This is a genomic window from Lysobacter sp. HA18 (assembly GCF_054057595.1).
This window is the reverse complement of the sequence record NZ_JBSRZL010000001.1, coordinates 1,382,578-1,409,306: the sequence shown is the minus strand read 5'-3', so window position 1 is coordinate 1,409,306 and position 26,729 is coordinate 1,382,578. Positions and strand designations below refer to the sequence as shown.

At 67.0% G+C, this 26,729-nt stretch carries 27 protein-coding genes and 2 pseudogenes; 19 read left to right on the top strand and 10 right to left on the bottom strand.

What is annotated here, in order from left to right; genetic code table 11:
• Positions 1 to 13: 13 nt before the first annotated feature.
• Complete coding sequence (locus ACVWWW_RS07115) at positions 14 to 439, bottom strand: organic hydroperoxide resistance protein (RefSeq protein WP_027082802.1); 426 nt, start codon at positions 437 to 439, stop codon at positions 14 to 16.
• A 259-nt stretch (positions 440 to 698) separates the two neighbouring features.
• Here ACVWWW_RS07115 and ACVWWW_RS07110 point away from each other — a divergent pair, with 259 nt between their 5' ends.
• Together ACVWWW_RS07110 and ACVWWW_RS07105 are read left to right on the top strand one after the other, a co-directional pair.
• Entirely contained in the window at positions 699 to 1,814 is a 1,116-nt protein-coding gene (locus ACVWWW_RS07110; RefSeq protein ID WP_036141868.1) for an alkene reductase, read from the top strand.
• Between the two features lie 81 nt (positions 1,815 to 1,895).
• Positions 1,896 to 2,699, top strand: a complete 804-nt coding sequence (locus tag ACVWWW_RS07105) for a class I SAM-dependent methyltransferase (RefSeq protein ID WP_027082800.1) — start codon at positions 1,896 to 1,898, stop codon at positions 2,697 to 2,699.
• A 5-nt stretch (positions 2,700 to 2,704) separates the two neighbouring features.
• Here the strand turns inward: ACVWWW_RS07105 and ACVWWW_RS07100 are convergent, their stop codons facing one another.
• On the bottom strand, positions 2,705 to 3,241 hold the full coding sequence (locus ACVWWW_RS07100; protein ID WP_456998663.1) for a GFA family protein: 537 nt from the start codon (positions 3,239 to 3,241) through the stop codon (positions 2,705 to 2,707).
• Here ACVWWW_RS07100 and ACVWWW_RS07095 point away from each other — a divergent pair.
• From ACVWWW_RS07095 to ACVWWW_RS07075, 5 genes and pseudogenes are all read left to right on the top strand, one after another.
• A pseudogene (locus tag ACVWWW_RS07095) lies at positions 3,207 to 3,770 on the top strand (alcohol dehydrogenase catalytic domain-containing protein); the annotation flags it as partial. The gene ACVWWW_RS07100 and the pseudogene ACVWWW_RS07095 overlap by 35 nt on opposite strands.
• Before the next feature lie 64 nt (positions 3,771 to 3,834).
• The gene (locus tag ACVWWW_RS07090; RefSeq protein WP_456998662.1) at positions 3,835 to 4,575 is read left to right on the top strand and encodes a zinc-binding dehydrogenase; all 741 of its coding nucleotides are present in this window, start codon (positions 3,835 to 3,837) and stop codon (positions 4,573 to 4,575) included.
• A gap of 100 nt (positions 4,576 to 4,675) precedes the next feature.
• Positions 4,676 to 5,032, top strand: a complete 357-nt coding sequence (locus ACVWWW_RS07085) for a hypothetical protein (protein ID WP_027082797.1) — start codon at positions 4,676 to 4,678, stop codon at positions 5,030 to 5,032.
• Positions 5,033 to 5,304: 272 nt separating this feature from the next.
• Positions 5,305 to 5,820, top strand: coding sequence for an RcnB family protein (locus ACVWWW_RS07080; protein WP_027082796.1), 516 nt, complete (start codon positions 5,305 to 5,307; stop codon positions 5,818 to 5,820).
• A gap of 150 nt (positions 5,821 to 5,970) precedes the next feature.
• A complete protein-coding gene (locus ACVWWW_RS07075; protein WP_027082795.1) occupies positions 5,971 to 7,023 on the top strand; it encodes an NAD(P)-dependent alcohol dehydrogenase in 1,053 nt (350 codons plus the stop codon).
• A 52-nt stretch (positions 7,024 to 7,075) separates the two neighbouring features.
• On the opposite strand, the gene ACVWWW_RS07070 is transcribed toward ACVWWW_RS07075, so the two are convergent.
• On the bottom strand, positions 7,076 to 7,540 hold the full coding sequence (locus ACVWWW_RS07070) for a hypothetical protein (protein ID WP_027082794.1): 465 nt from the start codon (positions 7,538 to 7,540) through the stop codon (positions 7,076 to 7,078).
• A 338-nt stretch (positions 7,541 to 7,878) separates the two neighbouring features.
• Here ACVWWW_RS07070 and ACVWWW_RS07065 point away from each other — a divergent pair, with 338 nt between their 5' ends.
• Entirely contained in the window at positions 7,879 to 10,176 is a 2,298-nt protein-coding gene (locus tag ACVWWW_RS07065; RefSeq protein WP_051235036.1) for an MASE4 domain-containing protein, read from the top strand.
• 272 nt (positions 10,177 to 10,448) lie between these two features.
• Positions 10,449 to 11,231 carry an OmpA family protein gene (locus ACVWWW_RS07060; protein WP_027082793.1) on the top strand — a complete coding sequence of 261 codons (783 nt, stop codon included), beginning with the start codon at positions 10,449 to 10,451 and terminating at the stop codon, positions 11,229 to 11,231.
• 69 nt (positions 11,232 to 11,300) lie between these two features.
• Here ACVWWW_RS07060 and ACVWWW_RS07055 read toward each other — a convergent pair.
• Positions 11,301 to 12,219: pseudogene (locus ACVWWW_RS07055) on the bottom strand (M14 family metallopeptidase).
• A gap of 84 nt (positions 12,220 to 12,303) precedes the next feature.
• On the opposite strand from ACVWWW_RS07055, the gene ACVWWW_RS07050 reads away from it, so the two are divergent.
• The 4 genes from ACVWWW_RS07050 to ACVWWW_RS07035 all read left to right on the top strand — a co-directional run bounded on the left by ACVWWW_RS07050 (position 12,304) and on the right by ACVWWW_RS07035 (position 15,578).
• Positions 12,304 to 13,200 carry a transporter gene (locus tag ACVWWW_RS07050; RefSeq protein WP_051235035.1) on the top strand — a complete coding sequence of 299 codons (897 nt, stop codon included), beginning with the start codon at positions 12,304 to 12,306 and terminating at the stop codon, positions 13,198 to 13,200.
• 63 nt (positions 13,201 to 13,263) lie between these two features.
• Positions 13,264 to 14,079, top strand: a complete 816-nt coding sequence (locus tag ACVWWW_RS07045) for a hypothetical protein (protein ID WP_027082790.1) — start codon at positions 13,264 to 13,266, stop codon at positions 14,077 to 14,079.
• A 215-nt stretch (positions 14,080 to 14,294) separates the two neighbouring features.
• Positions 14,295 to 14,639 (top strand): DUF2185 domain-containing protein, encoded by a 345-nt coding sequence (locus ACVWWW_RS07040; protein WP_027082789.1) that lies wholly within the window; start codon positions 14,295 to 14,297, stop codon positions 14,637 to 14,639.
• Between the two features lie 75 nt (positions 14,640 to 14,714).
• Positions 14,715 to 15,578 carry an SAM-dependent methyltransferase gene (locus tag ACVWWW_RS07035; protein WP_196804355.1) on the top strand — a complete coding sequence of 288 codons (864 nt, stop codon included), beginning with the start codon at positions 14,715 to 14,717 and terminating at the stop codon, positions 15,576 to 15,578.
• A 33-nt stretch (positions 15,579 to 15,611) separates the two neighbouring features.
• Here ACVWWW_RS07035 and ACVWWW_RS07030 read toward each other — a convergent pair whose 3' ends face one another.
• Both ACVWWW_RS07030 and ACVWWW_RS07025 read right to left on the bottom strand, forming a co-directional pair.
• The gene (locus ACVWWW_RS07030) at positions 15,612 to 16,661 is read right to left on the bottom strand and encodes an alpha-amylase family protein (protein WP_196804354.1); all 1,050 of its coding nucleotides are present in this window, start codon (positions 16,659 to 16,661) and stop codon (positions 15,612 to 15,614) included.
• Positions 16,580 to 17,932, bottom strand: coding sequence for an alpha-amylase family glycosyl hydrolase (locus ACVWWW_RS07025; RefSeq protein ID WP_196804353.1), 1,353 nt, complete (start codon positions 17,930 to 17,932; stop codon positions 16,580 to 16,582). The genes ACVWWW_RS07030 and ACVWWW_RS07025 overlap by 82 nt, the downstream gene beginning before the upstream one ends.
• Positions 17,933 to 18,139: 207 nt before the next feature.
• Here ACVWWW_RS07025 and ACVWWW_RS07020 point away from each other — a divergent pair, with 207 nt between their 5' ends.
• The 5 genes from ACVWWW_RS07020 to ACVWWW_RS07000 all read left to right on the top strand — a co-directional run bounded on the left by ACVWWW_RS07020 (position 18,140) and on the right by ACVWWW_RS07000 (position 22,540).
• Positions 18,140 to 19,237 (top strand): FAD-dependent oxidoreductase, encoded by a 1,098-nt coding sequence (locus tag ACVWWW_RS07020; protein ID WP_027082787.1) that lies wholly within the window; start codon positions 18,140 to 18,142, stop codon positions 19,235 to 19,237.
• Positions 19,238 to 19,345: 108 nt separating this feature from the next.
• Positions 19,346 to 20,236 carry a diguanylate cyclase domain-containing protein gene (locus ACVWWW_RS07015; RefSeq protein ID WP_027082786.1) on the top strand — a complete coding sequence of 297 codons (891 nt, stop codon included), beginning with the start codon at positions 19,346 to 19,348 and terminating at the stop codon, positions 20,234 to 20,236.
• Positions 20,237 to 20,367: 131 nt separating this feature from the next.
• A complete protein-coding gene (locus ACVWWW_RS07010; protein ID WP_027082785.1) occupies positions 20,368 to 20,808 on the top strand; it encodes a DUF2231 domain-containing protein in 441 nt (146 codons plus the stop codon).
• Entirely contained in the window at positions 20,801 to 22,114 is a 1,314-nt protein-coding gene (locus tag ACVWWW_RS07005) for a PQQ-dependent sugar dehydrogenase (protein WP_027082784.1), read from the top strand. Before ACVWWW_RS07010 ends, ACVWWW_RS07005 begins: the two co-directional genes overlap by 8 nt.
• A 78-nt stretch (positions 22,115 to 22,192) precedes the next feature.
• A complete protein-coding gene (locus ACVWWW_RS07000; RefSeq protein WP_051235031.1) occupies positions 22,193 to 22,540 on the top strand; it encodes a hypothetical protein in 348 nt (115 codons plus the stop codon).
• Positions 22,541 to 22,547: 7 nt separating this feature from the next.
• Here the strand turns inward: ACVWWW_RS07000 and ACVWWW_RS06995 are convergent, their stop codons facing one another.
• The 4 genes from ACVWWW_RS06995 to ACVWWW_RS06980 all read right to left on the bottom strand — a co-directional run bounded on the left by ACVWWW_RS06995 (position 22,548) and on the right by ACVWWW_RS06980 (position 25,153).
• Positions 22,548 to 22,964, bottom strand: coding sequence for a DUF1801 domain-containing protein (locus ACVWWW_RS06995; RefSeq protein ID WP_036141864.1), 417 nt, complete (start codon positions 22,962 to 22,964; stop codon positions 22,548 to 22,550).
• A gap of 67 nt (positions 22,965 to 23,031) precedes the next feature.
• Positions 23,032 to 23,448 carry a VOC family protein gene (locus ACVWWW_RS06990; protein ID WP_027082781.1) on the bottom strand — a complete coding sequence of 139 codons (417 nt, stop codon included), beginning with the start codon at positions 23,446 to 23,448 and terminating at the stop codon, positions 23,032 to 23,034.
• Positions 23,445 to 23,873 carry a helix-turn-helix transcriptional regulator gene (locus ACVWWW_RS06985; protein ID WP_081672223.1) on the bottom strand — a complete coding sequence of 143 codons (429 nt, stop codon included), beginning with the start codon at positions 23,871 to 23,873 and terminating at the stop codon, positions 23,445 to 23,447. Before ACVWWW_RS06985 ends, ACVWWW_RS06990 begins: the two co-directional genes overlap by 4 nt.
• A 104-nt stretch (positions 23,874 to 23,977) precedes the next feature.
• Positions 23,978 to 25,153: a serine hydrolase domain-containing protein gene (locus tag ACVWWW_RS06980; protein WP_456998661.1), complete on the bottom strand. Its 1,176-nt coding sequence runs from the start codon at positions 25,151 to 25,153 to the stop codon at positions 23,978 to 23,980.
• Between the two features lie 160 nt (positions 25,154 to 25,313).
• Here ACVWWW_RS06980 and ACVWWW_RS06975 point away from each other — a divergent pair, with 160 nt between their 5' ends.
• Positions 25,314 to 26,714, top strand: coding sequence for an esterase-like activity of phytase family protein (locus ACVWWW_RS06975; protein WP_036141861.1), 1,401 nt, complete (start codon positions 25,314 to 25,316; stop codon positions 26,712 to 26,714).
• Positions 26,715 to 26,729: the final 15 nt, after the last annotated feature.

The following is a 26,729-nucleotide window of genomic DNA, read 5'->3' as shown; positions in this document are numbered from 1 at the left end:
CCTGCGCGTTACATCAGACGACGACGAGCTCGACGTCGATATTGCCGCGCGTGGCATTCGAATACGGACACACGCCGTGCGCCTTCTGCACGAGTTCCTCGGCCTGCTCACGCGGCATGCCGGGCACGTGCACGCGCAGCGTCGCGTTGATGCCGAAGCCCGCCGGAATCGGGCCGATGCCGACGCTGCCATCGACTCGCGTGTCTGCCGGCAACGCGATCTTCTGCTGGCCGGCGACGAACTTCATCGCGCCGAGGAAGCACGCCGAATAGCCGGCGGCGAACAGCTGTTCCGGGTTGGTCCCCTCGCCGCCCGCACCGCCGAGCTCGCGAGGCGTCGCGAGGCGGACGTCCAAGACGTTGTCCGACGAGGTGGCGCGGCCGTCGCGGCCACCGGTGGCGCTGGCGTGCGCGGTGTAGAGAACGTTTTCGAGCGACATGGCGGTTTCCATCGAAAGCGCGGGCTGCGCCGGATCGGTGCGCAGACTGCAGGCTGGAGCGGCTTGCGTCACGACATTTCTGTCGATTGCATCGATAGCCATCTTCTATGCGTCAAACGAAACCGCTTGTTTCAAGGCACTCTCGCGCATCGCACGTCGATAGGCACCGCCGGTGAAACGCAGCGTGCACGCCACCACGACTGTGGCGCCACGCCCGCGGCCCCAGTGTTCGTAGCCCGACGAATCATCCAGGCCTCGCATGTCTTCCTCTGCCGTCCAGCCCGCTCGCGACACGCAGGCACCGTCGCTGTTCGATCCGGTGCGCATCGGCGCGCTCGAGCTCGCCAACCGCATCGTCATGGCACCGCTCACGCGCAGCCGCGCGGTCGAAGGGCTGGTGCCCTCGCCGCTCGCAGTCGAGTACTACGGCCAGCGCGCAACCGCCGGGCTGATCATCACCGAGGCGACGCAGGTCAACCTGCTCGCGCAGGGCTACATCAGCACGCCCGGCGTGTTCACGCCCGAACAGATCGAAGGCTGGCGCAAGGTCACGGACGAAGTGCATCGCCGCGGCGGGCGCATCGTCGTGCAGCTGTGGCATGTCGGGCGCATCTCGCACACCAGCCTGCTGCCGGCGGGCGAAGTGCCGGTCGCGCCGAGTGCGGTGCGTGCGAACACGAAGACGTTCACGCCGGAAGGCTTCGTTGATGTCTCCGAACCGCGTGCGCTGCGCCTCGACGAGATTCCCGGCATCGTCGCCGACTTCGCCACCGCCGCACGCAACGCGATCGAAGCCGGCTTCGACGGCATCGAGATCCATGCTGCGAACGGGTATCTCGTCGATCAGTTCCTGCGCGACAAGACCAATCATCGCGACGACGAATACGGTGGCAGCATCGAGAACCGCACGCGCTTCCTCCACGAGGTGGTGAAGGCCACCGTCGATGCCATCGGCGCGGATCGCGTCGGTGTGCGCATCGCGCCAGTCACCCCATCGAACGACATCGCCGACTCGAATCCGCAGCCGTTGTTCGAGCGCGTGGTGGAGCGCCTCGATGCCTTGAACGTGGCGTACATCCATGTGGTGGAAGGCGCGACCGGCGGCCCACGCGATGCGCAGCCGTTCGACTACGACGCGCTGCGCTCGCGCTATCGCGGCGCGTGGATCGTGAACAACGGCTACGACCTCGACATGGCGCAGGCCGCCATTCGGGAAGGCCGTGCGGACGCGGTGGCGTTCGGTCGCCTGTACATCGCGAACCCCGACCTCGTGCGTCGCTTCCGCGAAGGCGCACCACTTGCCGAGCCCGACCGCGACACGCTGTACGCCGGTGGCGCCAAGGGCTACGCCGACTACCCGACGCTGGCGGACTGACCGCCGATCGGCACGCCGCGCACCGCGTCGTTGAGGCGCGGTGCGCGGCGTATGGTCGCGTCGTCCCTTCGGAGCGACGCGATGCCCGGGCACGACGCGAACTTCGCCACCGGCATCGCGGATATCTACGCGCGGCTTCTGGTGCCGATGCTGTTCGAACCGTTCGCGCGTGATCTCGCTGCGCGTGTCGATGCGTCGGCGCACGACGTACTGGAAACCGCGGCGGGCACCGGTGCGCTGACCCGCAAGCTCGCCGCGCGACTTCCGGACGCGCGAATCATCGCCACCGATCTCAACGCACCGATGCTCGAAGTCGCGGATCACGAACCGGGCACCGCTAACGTGCGCTGGCGCGTGGCGGACGCGCAGTCATTGCCCTTCGATGACGATGCGTTCGATGCCGTGCTCTGCCAATTTGGCGTGATGTTCTTTCCGGACCGCGTGCTGGGCTACACGGAAGCACGGCGCGTACTACGCGACGGCGGCGTGTTCCTGTTCAACGCCTGGGATGCGATCGAGGCCAATCCGATCACCGCGACGATTACCGATGCGCTGGCGCAGCGCTTTCCGGACGACCCGCCGACGTTCATGGCCCGTGTGCCGCATGGCTATCACGACGCCGCACGCATCGAAGCCGACGTGCGACGCGCGGGGTTCGTCGATATCCACATCAGGGCCGTCGACGCTACGGCCATCGCTTCGAGCGCCGAGGACGCGGCGACCGCGTTCTGCGCCGGCACGCCGCTGCGTCATGAGATCGAAGCACGAGATCCCGGCGGCGTGGACGATGCCATCGTGCACGTGACGTCCGCTCTTCGTAAGCGCTTCGGCGATGGCCACATCGAAGCGCCGATGCGCGCCTTGGTCGTCGAGGCACGCGGCTGACGCGATCAATCGCGTTTCGCTTTGTCGTCGCCGTCGTACATGCCATGGCGACGGTCCCAGTCCTCGAGCGACTCGTCCGGATACTCGTCGAAGTGCATGTCGTGCGCGCCGCTCGGCACGCGCACCCAGTTCGCCTTCGAGCCCAGCATCATGTGCACGCGATCCGGCGGCTCCGGTAGCGCCGTGTCGATCGCCGACGCATGCGGGTGCACCAGCTCGGGCCATTCGGGATCGAACAGCCACAGCGCACTGCCGCAGCCGGTGCAGAAATTGCGCTGTCCGCTGCTGGTGCGGATGCTGCCGTCGTCCTGCTGGATGCGCGCGTTGTAGACGCCGATGTGGTCGCGGCCTTCGACCTGCAGCGTATCCATGCGCGCGCCAAGGTTGATCGCGCCGCCGCTGCCGCCGGCCGTCTTGCGGCAGATCGAGCAATAGCAGATCTGATACGGCACGGGCGACGGTGCTTCGCACGAGAAACGCACGTTGCCGCAGTGACACGATCCTTCGATGCGCATGTCGATATCCATGAGTGAAAGCGGCATGGTCGTCCAGCGGCAATCAGCACGGCATCAACGCGTCAAGCGACGTATCCGCGCACGCTCGCTTATGCATCCGCTGCACGACTACGCGCTTACGGTCGCGACGCCGTCGACATTCACCGCGACGGTTACGGCCGTTGCGCGCATGCGCCCGCACGGCGGCCGACTTGAACAGGCCGGGCGCGAAGGAGTTCCATGCATGCGCGCCCTCGTCTACAACGGCCCGCGCGACGTAAGCGTCGTCGATCGGCCCGACCCGAAAATCGAAAAGCCGACGGACGTCATCGTCCGCATCACCACGACCAACATCTGCGGCTCCGACCTGCACATGTACGAGGGCCGCACCAGCGTCGAATCGGGCAAGGTGTTCGGGCACGAGAACCAGGGCGAAGTGATCGAAGCCGGCCCGTGCGTGACGCGCGTGAAAGTCGGTGACCGTGTCTGCTTGCCCTTCAACATCGGCTGCGGCTTCTGCGAGAACTGCGAGCGCGGCTACAGCGCGGCATGCCTGACCGCGAACCCCGGCAAGGCCGGCGCGGCGTACGGCTACGCGGAGATGGGCCCCTTACGACGGCGGCCAGGCCGAATACCTGCGCGTGCCGTTCGCCGACTACAACTGCCTTGTATTGCCGGAAGACGCGGCGGAACGAGAGAACGACTACGTCATGCTCTCGGACATCTTCCCGACCGGTTATCACGCGACCGAACTGGCAGGCGTGCAACCGGGCGAAAGCGTGGTGGTGTACGGCGCAGGCCCGGTCGGCCTGTTCGCGGCGTATTCCGCGATGATCCGCGGCGCGGCGCAGGTGATCGTCGTCGACTCCAATCGCGATCGACTGAAGTTGGCCGACCAGATCGGCGCGATCACCATCGACGACACTGAAGGCGACGGCGCGAAGCAGGTGGTCGAGCTCACCAAGGGCGGTGCGGATCGCGGCTGCGAATGTGTGGGCTATCAGTGCTTCAACTGCGCCGGCCACGAAGTGCCGGGCCTGACCATGAACAACCTCGTGCAGGCGGTGAAGCCGACCGGCAGCATCGGCGTGGTCGGCGTGTTCATGCCGAAGGATCCGGGCGGCGCGACCGAACTGGCCAAGAACGGACAGATCCCGTTCGACATGGGCGAGTTCTTCAACAAGGGCCTGCGCGTGGGCAGCGGCCAGTGCAGCGTCAAGAAGTACAACCGCAAGCTGATGAAGCTGATCGAGGCCGGCAAGGCCAAGCCGTCGTTCCTCGTCTCCCACGAGCTGCCGCTGGAGCAGGCGCCCGAGGGTTATCGCAACTTCGACGCGCGCAAGGAAGGCTGGACCAAGGTCGTGCTCAAGCCGGGAACCTGACCGGCGCTGACTCGCAACCTTCGCCTGTCGCTAATGCGGCCGGGACTAGCGTGGATGCGGCGTCGGGATTTCGCCCGGCGACCGCATCCGGAGGCTCCCCATGCGTGCGCAACGCCTGCTCCTTCCCGTCGTGCTCGCGGCACTGGCCGCCTGCGCGACCAACGAGACGACATCCGGCAACACGCCGCCCGCATCCAACCCCATGACCGGCGCCAACGCGCGACCGAATCCCAGCCCGCTCGCGGTCGGTGCCTACAGCGCGACCGGTACGTCGGACGACGTGCGTGGCCGGTCGAGTGGTGGCGGCGCGTCGATGCTGACGGGGCGCGCGAATCTGGCGGGTTCGGATTCGGGCACGTCCAGCACCTCGGACACGTCGGACACCTCGAGCGATGACAACTCGAGCAGTTCATCGTCCACAGGCGCTACGTCGGGCAAAGCACCGCCGCATCCCTGATCGAACCCCGTCGGGTTCGACGAGCTAACGCGTTGCGATGCAACGCGCGCAGCCGTCATGCCTGCGATCAAACAACCAAGACTGCTCGACGGAAGCGCTGAAACGCGTCGGTCGTGTTTCGGTTGACGCCGCGTTCGATCGCATTGCGCCCAGGCTTCAGCGCGTCGACCGCCGCCTGAACCGGCGGTACGCAGGCCCGTTTTGTTCAGTTTCGATAAGGCCGTCTTTGCGGAAGCTTCACCTGCGATCCCCGCACCGAGAGACCGAACGAGATGAGCAAGATCACCGCACTGGGCGCCGCACTGCTCTTCGCGACTGCATCCGCCGTCGCCTTGCCCGCTGCCGCGCAATATCACAACGACCGCGGCAACGACCGCTATACCTCGCACGACTACAACCGCGACAGCCGTGGCGACGATCGCGACCGTGGCCACGACCGCGATGACCGCGGCCGCGACGAACATCGCGGCGACGACCGTCGCTACACCCAGTCGTACCAGTACGACCGTCGCTACGACAACCGTTACAACAACCGCTACGTGCCGCAGCGCGTCTACCGCCCGAACGTCGTCTACGTGGCGCCGCGCGGTTACTCGGTGCAGCGCTGGCATGTGGGCACGCGGATGCCGCCGCCGTTCTACGTGAGCCAGTACTACGTCGATCCTTATGCGTACCAGCTGCGCCTGCCGCCGCGCGGTTACCGCTGGGTGCGCGTCGATGGCGATGCGTACATGGTGTCGATCGCGTCCGGCATCATCGCGGACGTGCTGTACGGCATCTTCCGCTGATCCAACGCGTGATCGCTTGACCCGAAGGGCCGGTTCCCCGGCCCTTCTTTTTTGGTCGATGCGGGCGGGATGCTGCGGCCCCGTGGCGTCGTCGCAACGTAACGCGCGGCAGCGTAACCTTCGGCGCTTCGTCCATCCCCCGGGATCGCCATGTCCGTCAAAGCCTACGGTGCCCACGCCGCCGACCAGCCGCTCGTCTCGCTCGATATCCAGCGCCGCGCGCCCGGCCCGCGCGATGTGCAGATCGAGATCGCCTACTGCGGCGTCTGCCATTCCGACCTGCACACGGTGAGGTCCGAATGGTCGGGGACGCTGTATCCCTGCGTGCCGGGCCACGAAATCGTCGGCACGGTCAGTGCGGTGGGCAGTGACGTCAACGGCTTCGCGGTTGGCGATACGGTCGGCGTCGGCTGCATGGTCGACAGCTGCCAGCACTGCCCGTCGTGCGCGGAAGGCCTCGAGCAGTACTGCGAGAACGGTTTCGTCGGTACCTATAACGGTCCAACACAGGATCCGCCGGGTCACACGCTCGGCGGCTACTCCGAGCGGATCACCGTCGACCAGCGCTTCGTGCTGCGCATCAACCATCCCAAGGATCAGCTCGCCGCGGTTGCGCCGCTGCTGTGCGCCGGCATCACCACCTACTCGCCGCTGCGCCACTGGAACGTCGGGCCGGGTAAGAAGGTCGGCATCGTCGGCATCGGCGGTCTCGGCCACATGGGCATCAAGATCGCGCACGCGATGGGCGCGCACGTCGTCGCGTTCACCACGTCCGAGAGCAAGCGCCAGGATGCGCATAACCTCGGCGCGGATGAAGTCGTGGTGTCGCGCGACGCCGCCGCCATGGCCGCGCACGCGCGCAGCTTCGACTTTATCCTCGACACCGTGGCGGCGACGCACGTGCTCGACGCCTTCACCACCCTGCTCAAGCGTGACGGCACGCTCTGCCTGGTCGGCGTGCCGGCCGATCCGCATCCGAGCCCGAACATCGGCGTGCTGATCTTCGGTCGACGCTCGATCGCGGGTTCGCTGATCGGCGGCATTCCGGAGACGCAGGAGATGCTCGACTTCTGCGCGGAGCACGGCATCGTGGCCGACATCGAGATGATCCGCGCGCAGCAGGTCAACGAGGCCTACGAGCGCATGCTGCGCAGCGACGTGAAGTACCGCTTCGTCATCGATATCGAATCGCTCAAGGCGTGAGCGACGCGGGTCGGCGGATAGAAATGTCCGCCGACCTTTTTTGTTGCGCGACCTAAACCGTCTCGGCCGCCCGCCTGCGGTCGCAGCGTCCACGCGTCGACAGCTCGCGACGCAGTTCGTCCAGCCCCAGCGCGCCGCCTGACAGCTTGATCAGCGCATAGCCTTCGAACGCGGCGTCCATGACGTCGCTGCCGAGCGCGGCGACCGTGTCGTCCAGCCGCGCGGCCAGTTGCTGCACGCGCTCCAGCACGGGACGCAATTGCTCGACGGCGCGAAGGTCCGCCTGCGCCGCTGCGACGTCGAAGCCCGGCGGCACGATCTTCGGGTTGTGTTCCAGCACGCGCAGCGCCTGCCGCGCGAATGCTTCCGACTTCGGCCCCATCGTCACCAGCAACCGGCGTTCGGCCGGGTCCAGTGCGATCAATGCGGGCAGTGCGTCCTCGATGCGGTCCAGTGCGGACCGCACGGCATGCAGGTAATCGTCGCCCAGTTCCATCGCGATCGGTTTCTGCGACACGTCCATCTCCTTATGCGTCCATGTGTGTACTTGCGCGGATCCGGCCCGCGCCTCCGTGCCCCGCCCGTCCGTGGCGGCCATCCTGCCGCACGCGGCCAGAGCGGGTCGGAGTGTGGCAGAGGTCGAGCACATTCACGCGCCGCCGGCCGGACGATCGACGGCGCGCAAGCGATCGAGCGCGACCGTCGCTGACCGCGTTCGACGTCGCGGGCACGCGCGCTGTGCGTCGATTCCCTGCAAGCGGACGGTCTGAAGCGTGCGATCGCAGGTCCGACTGAGCTAACGTCGCCGGGCCGGCGCGACACGACGCAGCCGATCGCGATGCCTTCAGGATTTCCATGCCGCACCGTACGCCGCTGTCCGAACACGACGATCCCGCCGCTTTTCCGCTGCTCGGCAACCTGCGCGCCACGAGCCGCGACATCCGCCGCGCGAAGATTCTGGTCGGTGTGCTGCTGGCCGCGTTCGTCGCGACTGCGCCGTTCGCCACGCGCCAGTGGCCGATCATCCCGGTGTTCCTGCCGACGTACGACGTCGCGGTCGCGTTCCTTTGCCTGTTCACCGCGGTGCTGGTGCACGCCCAGTACCGCGGCCTGCGCTCACCCGCCTACATCTGGCTCGCGGGCGCTTACGTCTTTGCAGCCGTCACCTCGCTGGCGCACGGCCTGAGCGTGCCGAACGCGTTCGTCACCGGCCCGTTGTTCGGCGGCGCGCAGACGTCCGCGTGGGTGTGGATGGCCTGGCACGGGATATTCCCGCTGCTCGTGCTGGGGTTCTTCTGGACGGCATCGCGCCCCACATCCCCACGCACGCCCGCTCGATGGACCGCGCCCGTCGCGTACGCGGCGATCGTTGCCGTCGCGGGCGCGATCATCGTGATCGCCGCAGACGAGTCCCGTTGGCTGCCACCCCTGGTCAGCGGCCAGCGCTACCGGCCGATCACGATGCAGATTCTCGGCGTGGCATGGTTGCTGCATCTGGTCGCGATCGCCTTCATGGCGCGCCGCACGCGCGAGCGGCGCCTGATCGACGTGTGGATCGCGGTCGCGCTCACCGCCGACGCGATCGAACTCGCGCTCAGCGGCCTGCTCGTCAGCGAACGCTTCCAGCTCGGCTTCTACGTCGGCCGAATGTACGGGCTGGTCACCGCGGTTTCGGTGCTGGCGCTGCTGTTGCTGCAGACGTTCGAGCTGCAGCGGCGCTTCGTGCAGGCGCGCGACGACCTGCGCATGCACGAGCGCCGCTACGGCGATCTGTTCCGAAGCATGTCCGAGGCGTTCTACGTGGTGAAGGCCGTGCGCGACGACGACCGCGTGGTCGACCTGCGCTACGTGGAGCGCAACCCGGCCGCGGAAAGCGTGGTGGCCGACGCTGCGCTCGGGCATACGGCACGCGACGTCGACTCGGACTTCGATGCGCGCTGGCTCGACGTGGTCGCCGAGGTGCTGGGCACCGGCGAGCCGCAGGAATTCGAGTGGCCCGCACCGCATACCGACCGCGTCCATGCGTATCGCGTGTTCCGCGCCGAGCACCATCACGATCTCGCGGGCGTGCTATTCAACGACGTCACCGACGCGCGCCACGCCGAGCACGCACTGGCCGAGAGCGAAGCGCGACAGCGCATCCTGGTGCAGGGCATTCCGCAGCTGCTTTGGCGCAACGACGCCAATGGCCAGACGACGTGGGTCGGCCCGCAATGGGTGACGTACACCGGGCAAAGCACCGATGACGCATTGGGTGCCGGATGGATGGACGTCGTGCATCCGGACGACCGCGACGCATCGCATGCGTCATGGCTCGCCGCGCGGGAAACCGGACGCCTCGACGTCGAGCATCGCCTGCGTGCGGCCGACGGCACCTATCGCTGGCACCACAGCCGTTCGGAACCGCATTTCGCCGCAGATGGAAAGCTCGAATCGTGGCTGGGTTCGAGCACCGACATCCACGAACTCAAGTCGTTGCAACATCGCCAAGCGGTCCTCGTCGCTGAGTTGCAGCACCGCACGCGCAACCTCCTCGCGGTGGTGCGCGCACTGGCCGACCGCACGTCGCGCGACAGCGAAGGCCTCACCGACTTCCGCGCGACGTTCCGCGACCGTCTCGATGCGCTCGCACGCGCACAGTCGCTGCTGTCGCGGCTCGACAACACCGATCGCGTGACGTTCGAGGAAATCATGCAGGCCGAAATGTTCGCGATCTCCGGCTTGCGCGCGGCGCAGGACGACGGCCGTGTCGTGCTCGACGGACCGCCGAACGTTCGGCTGCGTTCGAGCACCGTGCAGACGCTGGCGCTCGCATTGCACGAGCTCGCGACCAACGCGTTGAAGTACGGCGCATTGTCCGCCGCGAACGGCCGGCTCGACGTGCGCTGGGCGCTGCTGTCCGATGCCGACGGCACGCCGCGGCTCAACGTCGTCTGGAAGGAAAGCGGAATGCGCATCGACCCCGACGGGCCCGTGCAGGGCGGCGGCTATGGGCGTGAACTCATCGAACGCGCCCTGCCCTACCAGCTCGGTGCGAGCACGGTGTACGCGATCGAACCCGACGGCGTGCGCTGCGAGATCGTGATGCAGGTGTCGGCGCAGTCCCCGACGGACGTGGAGAGCGCGCCGGTCGCGTTGATGCAGGCACGCTAGCACCCGAAATTCACCACGCAATGCAGCAATTTCCGGCGGCCCTCAGCGCCGTGCTCGGCCGTGCCCGAAAGGGAATCGACCGGTTCACCAAGTATCAATGGCGTGGCCTCGGGGGCTGCGCGAGGCTTCCGCTGCGTCCACGGCCTCCGCCGCAGCCAGGCGCGACGCCGCTGCATACGCCTGCGGGCGTCGCACCGGGCGACGTCGACCGGCACCTGCCGGCAGGCCGTGCAGACACACCGCATCCCCGAACCAGCCAGAAGGGCACCGCCATGACTACCAGCAAGCGTTCGAAGTACGTGATGCTGATCACCGCACTCGTGGCCCTTCTGGCCGCATTGCCGGTGTTCGCATCGGGCCAGGAAAGCACCATCAAGGGCATGATCACCGCCGTGAACGGCAACACGATCACGGTGCGCGATTACAGCAAGGTCGACCACACGATCACGGTCACGCCGGCGACGAACTACAAGGAAAAGAAGGGCCTCACGGGCGTCATCCACAACAAGGTGACGCAGGGTTCGCTGATGCCCGGTCTGCCGATCACAGCGGACCTCGTCGCCGAGGGTTCCACGCAGCGCGCGACCGGCATCTCGTTCACCGCCGATGACCTCAAGACCGCGCAACAGGTTCGCGCCGGCACCGGCAAGAGCATGGAGTCGATGAACAACCGGATGAACGACTTCGGCACGTACGAAGCGCTCGCCACCGTCGACGTGCTGTTCGATAGCGGCAGCGCGAAGCTGTCGTCGAAGGCGCAGTCGGACCTTCTCGCGTTCGCGTCGAAGGCGAAGCAGACCAACGCCTACGAAGTCGTGATGCAGGGCTTCACCGATTCGACCGGCGACGCGAAGAAGAACCAGAAGCTCAGCACCGCGCGCGGCCATGCCGTCGCGAACTTCCTGCAGCAGAAAGGCGGCCTGATGCCGGGCCGCGTGCATGCGCCGGACGGGATGGGCGTGCACGCCGACGCGGGTTCGGGCAGCAATGCCAACGCTCGCAAGGTGCTGGTGAAGCTGGTAGTCGACAAGGGCACGCAGGGCGGCTCGAAGTAACGCGAGCGTCAGCGGGCAGATCTCGAAAAGCCCCGCTCCGGTGGGGCTTTTCGCTTTCGATTCGCGGCTTCAGCGATGCGCGAGCGCGTAGTCGAGCGCCGCACAGACGGCCACCGCCTGCGCATCGTTGCACTGCTGCGGCGTCGCGCGCGGGCTGTCGGGATACACCTCGGTGGTGGTGACGTACGGCGCGTCGGTGATGCCGGCGCACAGTCCCAGTTGCTTCAACGGATAGTTGATGACGCCATGACCCACGACCGGCGAGCCGATGATCTGGTCGTTACTGTCGGGCGGTGCGATGTGGGTGACGCGCGCAACGGCGTCGATGATCGCCTGCTGGAACTCGGGCTGCGGATTTGCCGTATCGCCGACGACGTAGAAGCCGTCCGGAACGCCTTCGGGCTCCGACGTCTTGCCGTCGCGAGCAGCAAGCGCCGGGCGGAATTCGGTCTCGTCGGTGTCCGTGGTCTCGTGCAGGTCGATGTGCACCAGCACGCGATCGCGGATCGGCGCGATGAGCCGCATCAGCGCCGCGGATTCCTCCGCCGGGCTGCCTTCACGGAACGAGCGGGTTCGGATCGGTCGCGTGCACGTTCCAGCGATGGATACGCTCGTAGGCCCACGGGCTGACGCAGGGCGCGACCAGCAGGTTGATGCGCCCGGCGTAGTCCTGGGCATGCCGGTCGACGAACTGCAATGCGCCATGCACGCCGCTGGTCTCGTAGCCATGCACGCCGCCGGTGATGAATGCGATCGGCAGTTCGTCGCGCCAGTCGCGGCTGCGAATCGCCAGAAGCGGGAAATGCTCGTCGTCGTAGTCGAGCGCGCCGTAGGCCTCGACGTCGAAGCGCGCCCGCAGCCCATCGATGACCGATACCACCTCGTCCGCATAGCTGCGCTTGCGCGTCTGCGCCGCACGCCATTGCGCGACTTCGGCCTCGCCCCACGGGCGCCCCGGGGTACCGATCGGATACGGCGAATTGCTCATGTCGACAGGGCTCCGGCGGCGTCGAATGGAAGGCGATCGACTCTAGCAGCCCGCGCCGCGCGGCTCATCCGGCGATCGTCGCGAATGCTGACGCTGTTCACTGCGCTGTTCGTGCTGGCGCCGTTCGCCCGTGCGCAGGACATTGAGCCCCGTGCGTATTCGAATGCTCCGATCGGCGTGAACTTCGTGATCGTCGGCAACGTGGTGACGCGTGGTGGACTCTCGTTCGACCCGTCCCTGCCAATCAGTGATGCGCATCTGGAAACCAACAGCCTCGTCGCGGCGTATGCGCGCGTGTTCGACTTCGGCGGACGCTCCGGCAAGTTCGACGCGATCGTTCCGTACACGCATCTGGAAGGCAGCGCGATCTACCAGCAGCAGCGGGTCGAACGCCGCGTGACGGGTTTCGCGCGGCCGGCGTTCCGCGTGTCGATCAATCTGCTGGGTGCGCCGGCGCTCGACACCGCGCAGTTCCGCACGTGGAAGCAAGACTTCATCCTCGGCGCGAGCGTGCAGGTCGCGCCGCCGTGGGGGCAGTACGACACGGCGCGCGTGGTCAACATCAGCAGCCATCGCTGGTCGATCAAGCCGGAGATCGGCCTCTCGAAAGCGTTGGGTCAATGGACGCTCGAGCTCCAGGCGTCGGGTACGTTCTACAGCGACAACGACGAATTCTTGGGCGACCGCACACGTTCGCAGCAGCCGGTGTACGCGCTGCAGGGCCACGTGATCTACGGCTTCGCGTCGGGCACGTGGATCTCGCTGGACGGCACCTTGTTCGCCGGCGGCCGCAGCGAGGTCGACGGCGTACTCAATGACGACCTGCAACAGAACTCGCGCATCGGCTTCGTGCTCGCGAAACCGCTGAACAGGCGCAATTCGCTCAAGGTCAGCGCCAGCAGCGGCGTTTCGGCGCGCACGCATAACAACTTCGACGCTTACGGCGTGGCCTGGCAGTACCGTTGGGGCGCCGGGCTGTAACGTGCGCGGCGCTTCGTCGCGCATCCGCCTACCATTGCACCGCGCTCGCCTGGTCCCACCTAGATGCCCGTCCGTTTCGCCATTTCGTCGTTCATCGCCGTCGTGCTGCTCGCCTGCGGCTGCCAGCGCGACGCCGCGGCGCCTGCGGTCGTGGCGCCGGTGCACGCGGTGACACCATCGCGGGCGAACGTCGCGAAGCTCACCGACGCACAACGCCTTGCGCGCGTGCTCGACACCGACAATATCGGTCGCCGCCTCGACATCTTCGAACGCATCACGGGCGAACCCGAAGATGCAACCGCGACCACGTCGACCTACCGCGTCGCGGGCTGCACCGTCGACGTCGAAACCGCGGACCGTGCCATCGTCTGGATCAACGTCGAGATCGATGCGCCGACCTGCACGGTCGACCTGTCGCCGGTGCTGCATCGCAAGCGCGTCGTGGGCCCCGGCAACCCGCTGACCTACGGCGAGCTCGAGCGCCTGATGAACGGCGAAGCGCAGTACGAGGTGCTCTGCCTCGCGTCGACCTGCGGGCCTGATGGCCAACCGGATTTCGAAGCGGTGTTCCCCGGCGTCGAGACCAACAACTTCATCGCGATCGCCGGCGCGTCCGATCCGCTGAGCCCCGGCGCGCAGCGACAGGTCCGGGACTGGGTGCGCACGCTGACGGCCGGTCGCGGCGACTTCCATGTGCTCACCGAACTGCGGTGCACGCGTAGCTATGACGCGCTGTCGCGCAAGGCGCTAGCGTCCGCGGTAGTCGAAAAGATCGGCTTCGGCGAAAACGACGATGCCGACTGCGATCCGGACGACCAAGACGGCGACGACGAGGGCGCGGAACCTTCGGTCGAGAACACCGGCGGCGTGCACGTCTGACCGCGCCATTTCGCGCGTCCCGCCCGGATGCGCGGCGGAAAGCGCGCGTCCAGCCACCCCAAGCGGCCGCTCGTCGCCAAACCCTGCCCTTTGGTGCAAGCCGGCTCACGGCCGCGATGCATTGGCACAGACTGCCTGCGGGGCGACACGGTGGTGGCGTTCGTACGCCGCTCCGTCGACGCAGCGATATCGACCGATGGATTGGGGATTCGGCTGTGCTATTGCCGGAAGGACGACTTCTTCCGCACGTCACCGACCTGGGCGGCTGCATCGCCAGCCACCGGGTGATGGTGCAGCGCGCGCCGATCCGATGGATGTACCGCTCGCACCCGGTGTGGCCCGGCGACTCGGGCTGGCGCTTCTTCGCGGGTGACGAGGACGACGCGGAGATGGTCGACCCCGACTGCTTCGGCATCTATTCGGTCGATGCGATCGCGGCGCTGGATCCCTCGATCGTGCCGTGGTTGTTCCAGCCGATCGGCGCGACGCTCGAACGCAACGAGGCGACGCATGGCTTCGCCGAGGCGGTCGCCTGGCGCGCGGTGCGCACACGCGGCTAGCGTCACTCGCATCGCGACATCCGGTTTCGCCCGCTTGCCGCTATCGTGTCGCTCCCACGGCGCCGCTCGCGCCGCATGCCCGATCCGGATTCCGACGTGCCCCACTACACCGGCCCGCTGCTGACCCGTCCCGATGCCGACGCGATGCTGCGCGCACGCGATTCGCGAAACACCGAGTGGACCGGCTCGCTCGACCTCGGCCGGTCGACCGGCACCGCGACACTGTCGACCGATCACTGGAGCTGGCGCGGCATCGGCTATCCGTATCCGCACAAGCTCAAGGACCGCACGATCTACTACTGGGACGGCGACGCGTTCGAGCCCGTGTCGCGCTACGCCGGCTCGCTGATCAAGCTCGTACCGACCGACTGGGGCGTGCCGACCTTCGAGATCGACGGCATCAAGATGCTGGTGTCGTCGAAGGTTTCGCCGCTGGACGATGCGCGTCGCAAGGTCTCGCTGGTCGAACCGCGCGGCAAGGTCGTTCTCGATACGTGCGGCGGGCTCGGCTATTTCGCAGCGTGCTGCCTGGATGCTGGCGTCGCGCGCATCCGATCGTTCGAGAAGAACGAGGACGTGCTCTGGCTGCGCACGATCAACCCGTGGTCGCCCGAGCCCGATGCACTTGAAGCAGGCGGTCGACTCGAACTCGCGCATGCCGATGTGTCGAACGCGATCGCGGATATCGGCGACGCATCGGTCGACGCTCTGCTGCACGACCCGCCGCGCTTCGGCATCGCCGGCGAGCTCTACTCCAAGTCGTTCTACGACCAGCTCGCCCGCGTGGTGAAACGCGGCGGCCGGTTGTTCCATTACACCGGCTCGCCTAATGCACTCACCAGCGGTCGCGATGTGCCGCGCGAAGTGGCGAAACGCCTGGAAGCCGCGGGCTTCCGCGCGGAGCTGGCGCTGGACGGCGTGCTCGCGGTACGACGCTGACGTCGCGTCGTAGCCGCGCTTGCGATCGACGCCCTACTTCGCGATCAGCAAAACCACCGACCGCGCCTGCAGCCCGTACACCGTGTTCTCGCCGCCGATCAGTGCTTCAGCACCGGGCGCAGCGACCGTGTTCGCGCCTTCGTTCCACGTCGCGGTGTCCGTCACCCGATACCAGCTCTTGCCCGTGCCCGGCCATGGCAGGGCGAAGTTCACGTCCGCAGACCAGCCGTTGTAGGCGACGTAGATCGCGCTGGCGCTGTCGCCGAATTCGCTGCCGTCGATACGCCAGGCGAGCGCGTGGTTGTTCGGGTCGGTGAAATAGGTGCTTGTGGCCTGCTGTCCGTTCGGCATGAACCAGCGCAACTGCTCCATGACGTTGCCGTTGTTGTCGACGCCGGAATACTGGTTTGCCGGACGCAATGCCGGATGCGCCTTGCGGAACGCAATGAGTCGCTTCGAGAACGTTTCGTGGTTGGCCTCGATCGTGCTGCGCGTCCAGTACAGCCAGTTCGCCGCCGAGTCGAGGTTGTAGGCATTGTTGTTGCCGAACTGCGTGCGCAGCACTTCATCGCCGCCGGTCATCATCGGCACGCCCGCGCTCAGCATCATCAGCGCGAAACCGGTGCGAACACCGCGACGTTGCGCCAGCACATTGCCACCCTGGTCCCAGCTGTTGTTGTTGTCCTCGCCACCGTCCGACGGGCCGTAGGGCCACGGCTGGCTGTTCTGCTTGGTGTTGAAGGTGTACAGGTCGTTGAGCGTGAAGCCGTCGTGCGCGACGAGGAAGTTCACCGAATTCCACGTCTTGCGCCCGTCGTCCCCGTAGAGGTCCCACGAGCCGCCGAAACGCGTTGCGAGTTCACCGGTGGTGATGGCGGCGACGCCGAGCTTGTTCTGCGCCTTGCGCACGTCATCGCGCCAGACGCCGTTCCACTCCGACCAACCGGCCGGGAAGCCGCCGACCTGGTACGAATTGCCGCCGATCGCCCATGGTTCCGCGATCAGGTCGATGCCGGAGCCACCGCCCGCCGCACGCGGCGGAAGTTCGCGAACGATGCGGTTGAGCGCATTGTTCGAATCCATTTGTCGAAGTTGTAGCAGCCGTGTTCGCAGGTATTGCCGAGCACCGATGCGAGGTCGAAACGGAAACCGTCGACGCCGAGCGAATCGCGCCAGTAGGCGAGCGAATCGATGATCAGGTCCTGCGCGACCGGGTTGTGCGTGTTGTAGTTGCCGCCGACGCCGGTGTTGTCCCATGACTGCTGGAAATCGCTGGTCAGCGAGTAATACGTCGGGTTGTCGAGGCCGCGCCAGCTCTGCACGTTGTAGACCGTGCGGCCATCGGTGCCGCCCCATGCGCCGCCCTCGCCTGTGTGGTTGTAGACCACGTCGATGTAGACCTTGATGCCGGCGTCGTGGAACGCCTTCACCATCGCCTTGAACTCGCGCGTCGGCCCGCCGGCGCTCTTGTCGGACGAATAGCGACGATCCGGCGCGAAGTAGCCGAGCGTCATGTAACCCCAGTAGTTGTCGCCGGTGTCCGAATTCGGGTCGACGTCGTTGCTGTCGTTCTGTGTCTCCTGCACCGGCAGGAACTCGACGGCGGTGACGCCGAGTCCCGCGAGGTACGTAGCTTTAGTGGCCGCGCCCGCGTACGTGCCGCGCACCGATGCGGCCAGCGACGTATCGCCCATCGTCAGCCCGCGCGGGTGCACTTCGTAGATCACGTCGTCCTTGAACGCGCGCGTGGGCTTGGTGCCGACGCTGGTGGAATCCGTTGCGAGCACGATGCCCTTCGACGCACATGCACCGCTGTCCTTCGGGCGATTGGTCGCGCCGCTCGCGTAGATGGTGCCGTCGCGACATGTCGCGGTCTGCGGGTCCTGGCTGACCTCGCGTGCGTAGGGGTCGAGCAGCAGCTTGTTGGGATTGAAGCGATTGCCTGCGCTGTCGACGTCGCTCACGAAGCCCGTCGACGTGCCCTTCGTCCACGTGCTGCTGTACGTCCAGTTCGGGCCCCAGGCGCGGTAACCGTAATAGACCGGCCCGGTGATGCCGTAGGTGCTTTGCAGCGTGGACACCGCCACGGTCTTCGACCAGACCTGCGTCGTGCTGTCCTTGGTCATGACGTACTTCGTGGCTTCCTGCGCGCCCGATGCCGTCTTGTAGATCCAGACCTCGATGCGCGTCGCGCGCGAGGAGTACACGCGGAAGGTGATGTTGGCCTTGGTCGCGTCATAACGGGCACCGAGCGTGCGGGCATCGATCGCGCCATGCGCACGCGTGAATGGCGCGAGTGCGAGCCCCAGTGCGAGGACGAGCGAGACAACGACGTGGAATCGCGACTGCGTCATGGGTGCACGTCCAGCAGGGAGGCCGGACGACTATCGCGGCAGGTGCACATGCACAACGGTGCGCTGCATACGTATTCATGGCACGCGATTGGCCGGTAAGCGGCCGCAGTGCGTGGCAACAGGCGACTTCAAGTTGGCCTCACACAAGCGCCATCGTCGCCTCGCGCGGCCGGTCGATCCTGCGTCGACTGCAGCCACGCGAGCGCCATGTCTTCGTCAACCGATTTCGATGCCGACGTCGTCATCGTCGGCGCCAGCTTCGCGGGCGCGGCCTGCGCACTCGCGGCCGTGCAGCGCGGGCTGCGCGTCGTCGTACTCGAGCGCAAGCGCGACCCCGGCGAGAAGCTGCACACCACCGGCATCATCGTGAAGGAAGCCGCGGAGCAGACGATGCTCAACCGCGTGCCCGCGTCGATGACGCGGCGCGTCGAACAGGTGCGCCTGTACGCACCGAACCTGCGGCAGGTGGCGCTCGCCGCACCCGGTTACTACTTCCTGACGACCGATACGCCGCAGGTGATGCGCTGGCTGGCCGAGCAGCTGCGCGAGCACGGAGTCGACCTGCGCCTCGGATGCGCGTTCACCGATGCTGAGCGCGTTGACGACGGATGGATGGTCGACGGTGTCGGTCGCACGCGCTATCTCGTCGGTGCGGACGGCGCGCGTTCGCGGGTGGCGCGCCGGTGCGGCCTCGGCGAAGTGCGGCAGTTCCTTTATGGCGTCGAGTACGACTTTCCCGGCGCGCGGCTGTCGCAACCCGACGCCCTGCACTGCTTCATCAGCCGGCGATACGCGCCCGGCTACATCGGCTGGATCGCGCAGAGCCCGACCGGCATCCAGGCGGGCCTCGCGCTGCGACACGACCCCGCCAATGCACGCGTGCCCGACATCGAAGGCTTCCTGCTACGCGTCGGCGCCGCCGGCGGCCTGCCGCGACATCTCAAGCCAGGACAGACGCGTGCCGGGCTCATTCCCTGCAGCGGTCCCGTGCTCGACATGGCACGCGATGGCGCGATCCTGGTCGGCGACGCCGCGGGTATCGTTTCGCCCGTCACCGCGGGCGGCATCCATTCGGCGTGGGAGCACGGCTGGGCGGTCGGGCGCGCGATCGCCGGGCGCGTTCGCGATGACGGGCCACCGCCGGAACAGGTCGCGGTCGAGGTCGCACCGCGCTTTCGCGCCAAGCGCGCACTGCGCTGGGCATACGACCGCCTGCAGTTCGACTGGCCGTTCGACCTGCTGCTGTATTCGCCGCCGCTGCGATGGGCCGCGGAACAGGTGTACTTCCACAAACGCAGGGTGTGACGGGCGTTGTTTCCGCGGCGGAAATCCTTCGAGTTGCACGGGCGCAGTCGCCTGCCGCTGTCGCATACTCGATCATCGGCTCACGGACGGCCGCCTACGGGATGGCCCATGTCCGCGACGCTGCCACCGCTCGACGAAGTGCTGGACCTGCTCCCCGACGCGGTCTGCGTCGTCGATGCGGACGGCCACTATCTGCACGTCAGCGCGGCGTTCGAACGGATCTTCGGTTACACGCGCGACGAGGTGATCGGCCGTCGCATGATCGAGCTGGTGCACGCCGACGATCGCGAGTCGACGATGGAAGCCGCCAAGCGCGTGATGACCGGCGCGCTGCAGCGCCACTTCCGCAATCGCTACGTGCGCAAGGACGGACGCACCGTCGACGTGCAGTGGTCCGCGCGCTGGCTGCCGGAGTACGGCGTGCGCATCGCGATCGGCCGCGAGATCACCGACCTGCGCCGCGCCGAAGCGGAACTCGAATACCTGGCACGCCACGATCCACTGACCGAGCTTCCCAACCGCTACCACCTGCAACGCGAGCTGCGCATCGCGCTGGAACGCGCGGCGGAAACGAGCACGGGGCTGGCGGTTCTGTATCTCGATCTCGACGGCTTCAAGAGTGCGAACGATCGTGCCGGCCACGCGGCCGGCGATCGGGTGCTCTGCGACGTCGCGCGGCGGCTGCAGAACGCGCTGCGCCAGGGCGACCTGCTGGCGCGCGTCGGTGGCGACGAGTTCGTCGCACTGCTGCCGGGTTGTCGCGACGCCGCTTCCGCACGCGTCATCGCCGATGCATTGCGCGAACGCGTGCGTGCGCCCTACGAACTGCCCGACGGTGAAGTCCATCTCGACGCCAGCGTCGGCATCGCCTGCTTCCCGGACGATGGCGCGAGTGCCGAAGCACTGCTGGTGCACGCCGATCGCGCGATGTACGCGGTCAAGCGGGAGCGGCCGCATCGCTCGGTGGATCGGCCGGTGGGCCTACCCGTCGCCGATTGAGTACCGGTGTCACGCGGCATCCACGCTGCAACGCCGCACTGACGCGTTCTGGACATGTTGCTGACTAGGTTGGGCGTCGGCCGGCTCGCGCTTCGCGAGTCAGGCATCAATCCGTCGCGAGGCCGCCATCCATGGCAACTCCTGCAGCGCCGCGCTCCGGCGTGGCGAACGCGCTTTTTGCGTTGCTCAATCCCATCCCGTTCGGCTGCTTCGTCGCCGCGCTGATCTTCGACATCACCTACGCGCGCAGCGCCGAGATCATGTGGACGAAGGCGGCCGCGTGGCTGATCGTGATCGGCCTGCTCGCCGCAATCATTCCGCGGCTGGTGAACCTGGCGCAGGTGTGGATCACCGGGCGCCGCTGGTCGACGGGCGCGGACCGCATCGATTTCTGGCTCAACCTCTTGGCCATCGTCGCCGCGATCATCAACGCCTTCGTGCACAGCCGCGACGCCTACGCCGTGGTGCCCGCCGGTCAATGGCTGTCGATCATCACGGTCGGGCTGATCGCCATCGGCCATGTCATCACCGCGATGGATCGCAGCTCGACGCGGGAGATCGCCAATGGCTGACGTCCGCTACAGCCGCGTCCTCGCACTCGCGCTCGCGACGCTCGTCGCCGGCTGCCAGCAGCATGCGCAGCTCGATCCGTCGCAGCAGTCCGGTGGCAATCCGCCGCTGCCGAGCGCACGCAACTTCCTCATGCCGCCCATGCAGGTGCCGAAGGGCGTCGGTTGGACGCAAGGCGCGATGCCGACCGTCGCGCCGGGCCTGCGCGTCGACAAGATCGCCGACGGCCTGAAGCATCCACGACAGCTGCTCGCGCTGCCGAACGGCGACGTGCTCGTCGTCGAATCGAATGGCCCCGGCACCGAGCCGGTGACGACGCCGAAGCAGTGGATCGCGGGCAAGGTCAAGGCGCAGTCCGGCAAGGGCGCGAAGGGCGGCAACCGCATCACGCTGTTGCGCCCCACCCCATCGGGTACGTGGGAACAGCATGTGCTCGTCGACAAGCTGTACTCGCCGTTCGGCCTGCAGATGATCGGCGACGCGCTCTACGTCGCGAATGCCGACGCGATCGTGCGCTTCCCATTCCATGTCGGCGATACGCGCATCACCGCGCCGGGTGTCGCGCTGGCCGACCTGCCGGAAACGATCAACCATCACTGGACGAAGTCGCTGCTGGCGAGCCCGGATGGAACCAAGCTCTACGTCGGCGTCGGCTCGAACAGCAACATCGGCGAAAACGGGCTCGCCGTCGAATACCGTCGCGCGACGGTGCTCGAAGTCGACGTCGCGACCGGCGCGAGCCGCATCTATGCATCCGGCATCCGCAACCCGACGGGCCTCGGCTGGAACCCGTGGACGCATCAGCTGTGGGCGATCGCGAACGAGCGCGACGAGATCGGCGCGGATCTCGTTCCGGATTACCTGACATCGGTGCAGCCCGGCGGCTTCTACGGCTGGCCCTACAGCTACTACGGCCAGCATGCGGACAGCCGCGTCGTGCCTCAGCGGCCCGACCTCGTGCAGAAGGCGATCAAGCCCGACTATGCGTTGGGCTCGCATGTTGCGGCGCTGGGCCTGCTGTTCTCCGAGACCAACGCGCTGCCGACGCAGTACCAGGGCGGCGCGTTCGTCAGCGAACACGGCAGCTGGGACCGTTCGCCCTTGAGTGGCTATGCGGTGGTGTTTGTGCCGTTCAACAGCGGACGCCCCGACGGACTTCCGAAGACGATCGTCAGCGGCTTCTACTCGAAGGACGAGAAGCAGCTCTACGGCGCGCCGGTCGGTGTCGCGCAGGACCGCGACGGCGCACTGCTCATCGCGGACGACGTCGGCAACACGGTGTGGCGGGTGACGTCCGCACGTCCTTGATGTCCGCGCGAGCGCTTCACGGGCGCTCCACGCGATGCGTCGAAGATCGACCGCGGACCCGCCGACCCGAGGTGTAGCGTGCTGCAGACTGCCGCGATTCTGCTGGTGATTACCGCGCTCGGCGGGCTTGTGATGGCGGGCATCCGCTTCGTGTCCAAGCACAATCCGCCGGCGTGGCTGGCGATGGTGCATGGCTTGTTCGCGGCGTCGGGCGTGACGCTTCTCGCGTATGCGGTGTTTACCGGCGCGGCGCCAGCGATGGCATCGCTCGGACTTCTGCTTCTGTTGCTGGCCGCAGCCGGCGGCGCGGTGATGAGCCTCGTCTACAAGTGGCATGACCGCCTGCTGCCGGGCTGGCTCGTCGCCGCACACGCGACGCTGGCGGTGTGCGGCTTCCTCTGCGTGCTGGCTGCCGCGTACGGCTGACTGGCCGTCAGGCTGCCGTTTTCGACTTCTTCTTCGGCGGATTCAGCGCGATTGCTGCGCGTACCAGCGCCTTGAACGCCTTGGCATCGATCGCTTCGCCTTGGCGGATGTCGATCGCGCGACGCGCGTTGCCATCGAGGCTCGAGTTGAACAGCTTGGCCGGATCGATCAGCGACGCGCCCTTCATGAAGGTCAGCTTCACCACCTGCTTGTAGGTCTCGCCGGTGCAGATGATGCCGTCGTGCGACCACACCGGCACGCCGCGCCACTTCCACTCTTCCACGATGTCCGGGTCGGCCTCGTGGATCAGCTCGCGAACACGCGCGAGCATGTCACCGCGCCAATCGCCGAGGTCCGCGATGCGTGCATCGATCAGGTCCGACGCGGACTCACCGGGCGCCTGTGCTTTACCGTTCTTGATCATGACTTCGACTCCTTGATTGCGATTCACTGACCGCGGATTCGCCGCGGCCCAACCGCGCAGCGCGACGTCAGGCAGGCACACGACGCGCCTCGATCATCTTCCAGCCGTTGCCGGAAGGATCGCGGAAGCCGGCGTCGACCGTGCCGTAGCGATCGGTCGGCTCCTGCGTGAACTCGACGCCGCGCTGGCGCATGAGTTGGCAGGCGGCGCGGCAGTCGTCGACGACCAGCACCAGCGGCGGCATCGCGCCCTTGGCGACGAGCTCGCGCATGGTCTGCGCTGTGCCGGCATCGAGCGTCGGCGGCTGCGGCGCGAAAAGGCCGAGCTGGAACGACGGCTGCTCCGGGTGCTGCACGGTGAGCCAGCGGTAGTCGCCGTTGCGCGCGTCTGTATGCACGCGGAAACCCAGCTTCTCGACGTAGAACTCGACGGCCTCGTCCTGATCGCGAACGTAGACGCCGACGACTGCGACTCCCTGGCTCATGGCATTTCCTCCGGTTGTGTGGAGACCTTTATAGCCACGCCCTCGCGGCGGCGCTTCTCCGAAACTGCGATGGTGAGGTCGGGCCGGTGCGCGGCGCTGAGATAGCAGCCGGGCACGGATTCCAGCGCATGCGACGCCGCCCGCTGGCGTGCGCGCAGCTCGCTCGGGCTTTCACCGGTGACGTCGCGGAACGTGCGCCCGAACGTACCGAGGCTGTTCCAGCCGGTCTGCAGCGCGATGTCGAGAATGGGCATGTCGGTATCGCGCAACAGTGCCGTCGCCCGCTCGATGCGTCGCGTCAGCAGGTAGCGATGCGGAGGCACGCCGAACGCGTCCTTGAACGATCGTGCGAAATGCGCTTCCGACACGTCGCTGACGCGCGCCAGCCGTGTGATCGGCCAGGCCTCGTGTGACGCGGCATCCATGCGGTCCTTCGCGCGCAGGAGCCGACGGAGCAGGCGCGGATCGGCGCTGGTGTTCTCGGTCGACGCCGCGTCGAGCACGTCGTTTGTCTTCTTACGAGAGCGCGTCACGACTTCCCCGCGCGTGAGCCGTATTCCCAGTCGAACGGCACGCCGGTGTCGCCGAGGATGAAGTGCACCAGATCGGCGAAGCCTGCTTCCGCGCGCACGTCGTTCGCCATGATCAGCACGCAGCGACGGTGCGCCTCGATGCAGACCATCGTGTTGCCGGTCTGTTCGTCGTGGCCGCCCTTGAAGAAGCCATGGCCTTGCGGGCCATCGAACACGACGACGCCGAGCCCTGCCGCGAGATCCTTGCGTTGCTTCTCGACAGGCAGCTCCGGCTGCAGCGTCGGGAACTGGGTGGCTGTGCCGATGTGCAGCTGCGGCTTCACCATCTCGGCCCGTGATTTCGGCGAAAGACCCGTGCCGCTCACCAATGCAGCGGCGAACTTCGACAGGTCGTCGATCGTCGCATCCATGGAGCCCGCGGCGCGCACTTTCGAGCGTTCGTCGTGCGGCTGCACCTTGCCCTCGTCGTTCCAGCCGTCGGCCAGGTTGGTCGCGAAGTCCGGACGCCACATCAGCGAGGTGCGCGTCATCCCCAGCGGTTCGAACACGTTCTCGCGCACGAGCTCGCCGACATCGACACCGAGCCCACGATCCTTGCGGCCGTTGTCGATCGCGAACTGCAACAGGATCATCCCTTCCCCGGAATACGCATAGCGCGTGCCGGGGTCGAAATGGATGCGCAGCTTCTTGTCGGGCTCGAGCCAGGCGAAGTTGAGAAAGCCCGTCGAATGCGTCAGCACCATGCGCGGCGTGATCGAACGCCAGCGCTCGTCGCCTGCGAGGTCCTTGTAAGGGCCGTACTTCTCGGGATGGATCGCTTCCGTGTCGTACTCGGGCAGCGGCTTGTCGAGGTCGTCCGCGATCGGGACGTCAAGGTCGATGCGCCCCTGGTCGACCAGCCGCATCACCGTGTACGCAAAGACCGTCTTGGTGATCGACGCGCCGTACATCACGGTGTCGGTTTCCAGCGGCTCGCCGTTGGCGTTGCGCTTGCCGAATGCGTTGACGTGCACGACCTTGCCGTCGTCGACCACCGCGATCGCCATGCCCTGCGCGCCGGTGCGTTTCATCGCGGCCGCGACTTCGCGATCGATCGTCGCAGCCGACGGCAGCCGGGGCGCTGCAGGCAACGTCGCGGGGACAAGCATCAATACAAGCAGCAGGCGTCGCATCACGGCGTCACTCCCGGCGTTTTCGCGCAGCCTAGCGCGCACGGCCGGCAGCGCGGTCGCCGGCCGTCATGGCGGCCGTCGTGCGTGTGTCATCCGGTTGGCGTCGAGCTGAAACATTCGGCGGCGACGCTTCCGCGATCCCCCACCCGTGAGACCGCCCATGCGCACGATGCATCGCCTGTCATCCGCCGTCGCCCTGTTGCTCGCGGCCGGCGCCGCTTCCGCCGAAGTGCGGCTCGTCGCGATCGACGGCCTGAGCGCACACGACGGCGACCGCAGCCGCGAAACCGCCGCGCCGCTGGAGAGCGGGGTCAGCGGGAACCTGCTCGGCGGCATCGGGTCGGGCCTTGCGTACGCCGGCAGCGATGTCTTCCTCGCCCTGCCCGACCGCGGCCCGAACGCGGTGGCCTACAAGGCCGCGGTGAGCGACACGACCTCGTACATCCCGCGCTTCCAGACGCTTCAACTGCAGCTGCGTCCTGCGCCGGCGGGCGACGCCCTGCCCCTCCGCCTCGAGCCGCGACTGCTCGCCACTACGCTGCTGCATGCGCCCGATCGCCTCGTCTACGGCGATGGTGCGGCCGTGGGCCTGCAGAGCGGCGTGCCGGCGCTCAATCGCCTGCGTCATACGCACTACTTCACCGGTCGTGCCGATGCATTCGACGCGACCACGCTGTCGACCAGCGCGCTGGACGGACGACTCGACCCCGAAGGCATCCGTGTCAGCGCGGACGGCATGCATGTGTATGTCACCGACGAGTACGGCCCGTTCGTGTATCGCTTCAACCGCATCACCGGCCGTCGTGATCGCGCGTATGCGCTTCCGGCGGCGTTCGCGGTGCCGCACAAGAGCGCGGTTGGCGATGACGAAATCTCGGGCAACACGGTCGGCCGCGTGGCGAACAAGGGCATGGAAGGCCTGGCCATCTCGCCCGACGGCCGCACGCTGTTCGGCGCCATGCAAAGCCCGCTTGCGCAGGACGGTGGTACGAACGCGCCGTACGTGCGCATCGTCGCCATCGACACCGCCAGCGGCATGACGCGGCAGTACGCGTATCCACTGAGCAACCTCGGTACCGCGGCGAAACCGAAGTATCCGACCGTCAGCGAAGTGCTCGCGATCAACGATCACGAACTTCTCGTAGACGAACGCGACGGCAAAGGCTTCGGCGACGGCAGCAGTGCCGCGTACAAGCGCGTTTATCGCATCGACCTGACGGGCGCGGCCACCGTGGACACGCTGACCGGCGCCGCCGCGCTGGCACCGCGCGCCATCGCGAAGACGCAGTTCCTCGACATCGTTGCTGCGCTCACGGCGCACGGCATTCCCGCGACCGACATTCCGGCAAAGCTCGAAGGCCTCGCATTCGGGCCTGACGTCCGCACCGACGGCCGCTTGCGCCACACGCTGTTCATCGCGAACGACAACGACTTCGTGCCGACAGTTACCGACGCGCTGCACCCGGCAGGCGCCGAAAACCCGAACATGTTCTTCGTGTTCGCCTTCGACGCCACGGATCTTCCAGGCTACGTTCCGCAGAAGCTGCCGGGCGCGCGTTGAATCGAATGTCGTAGA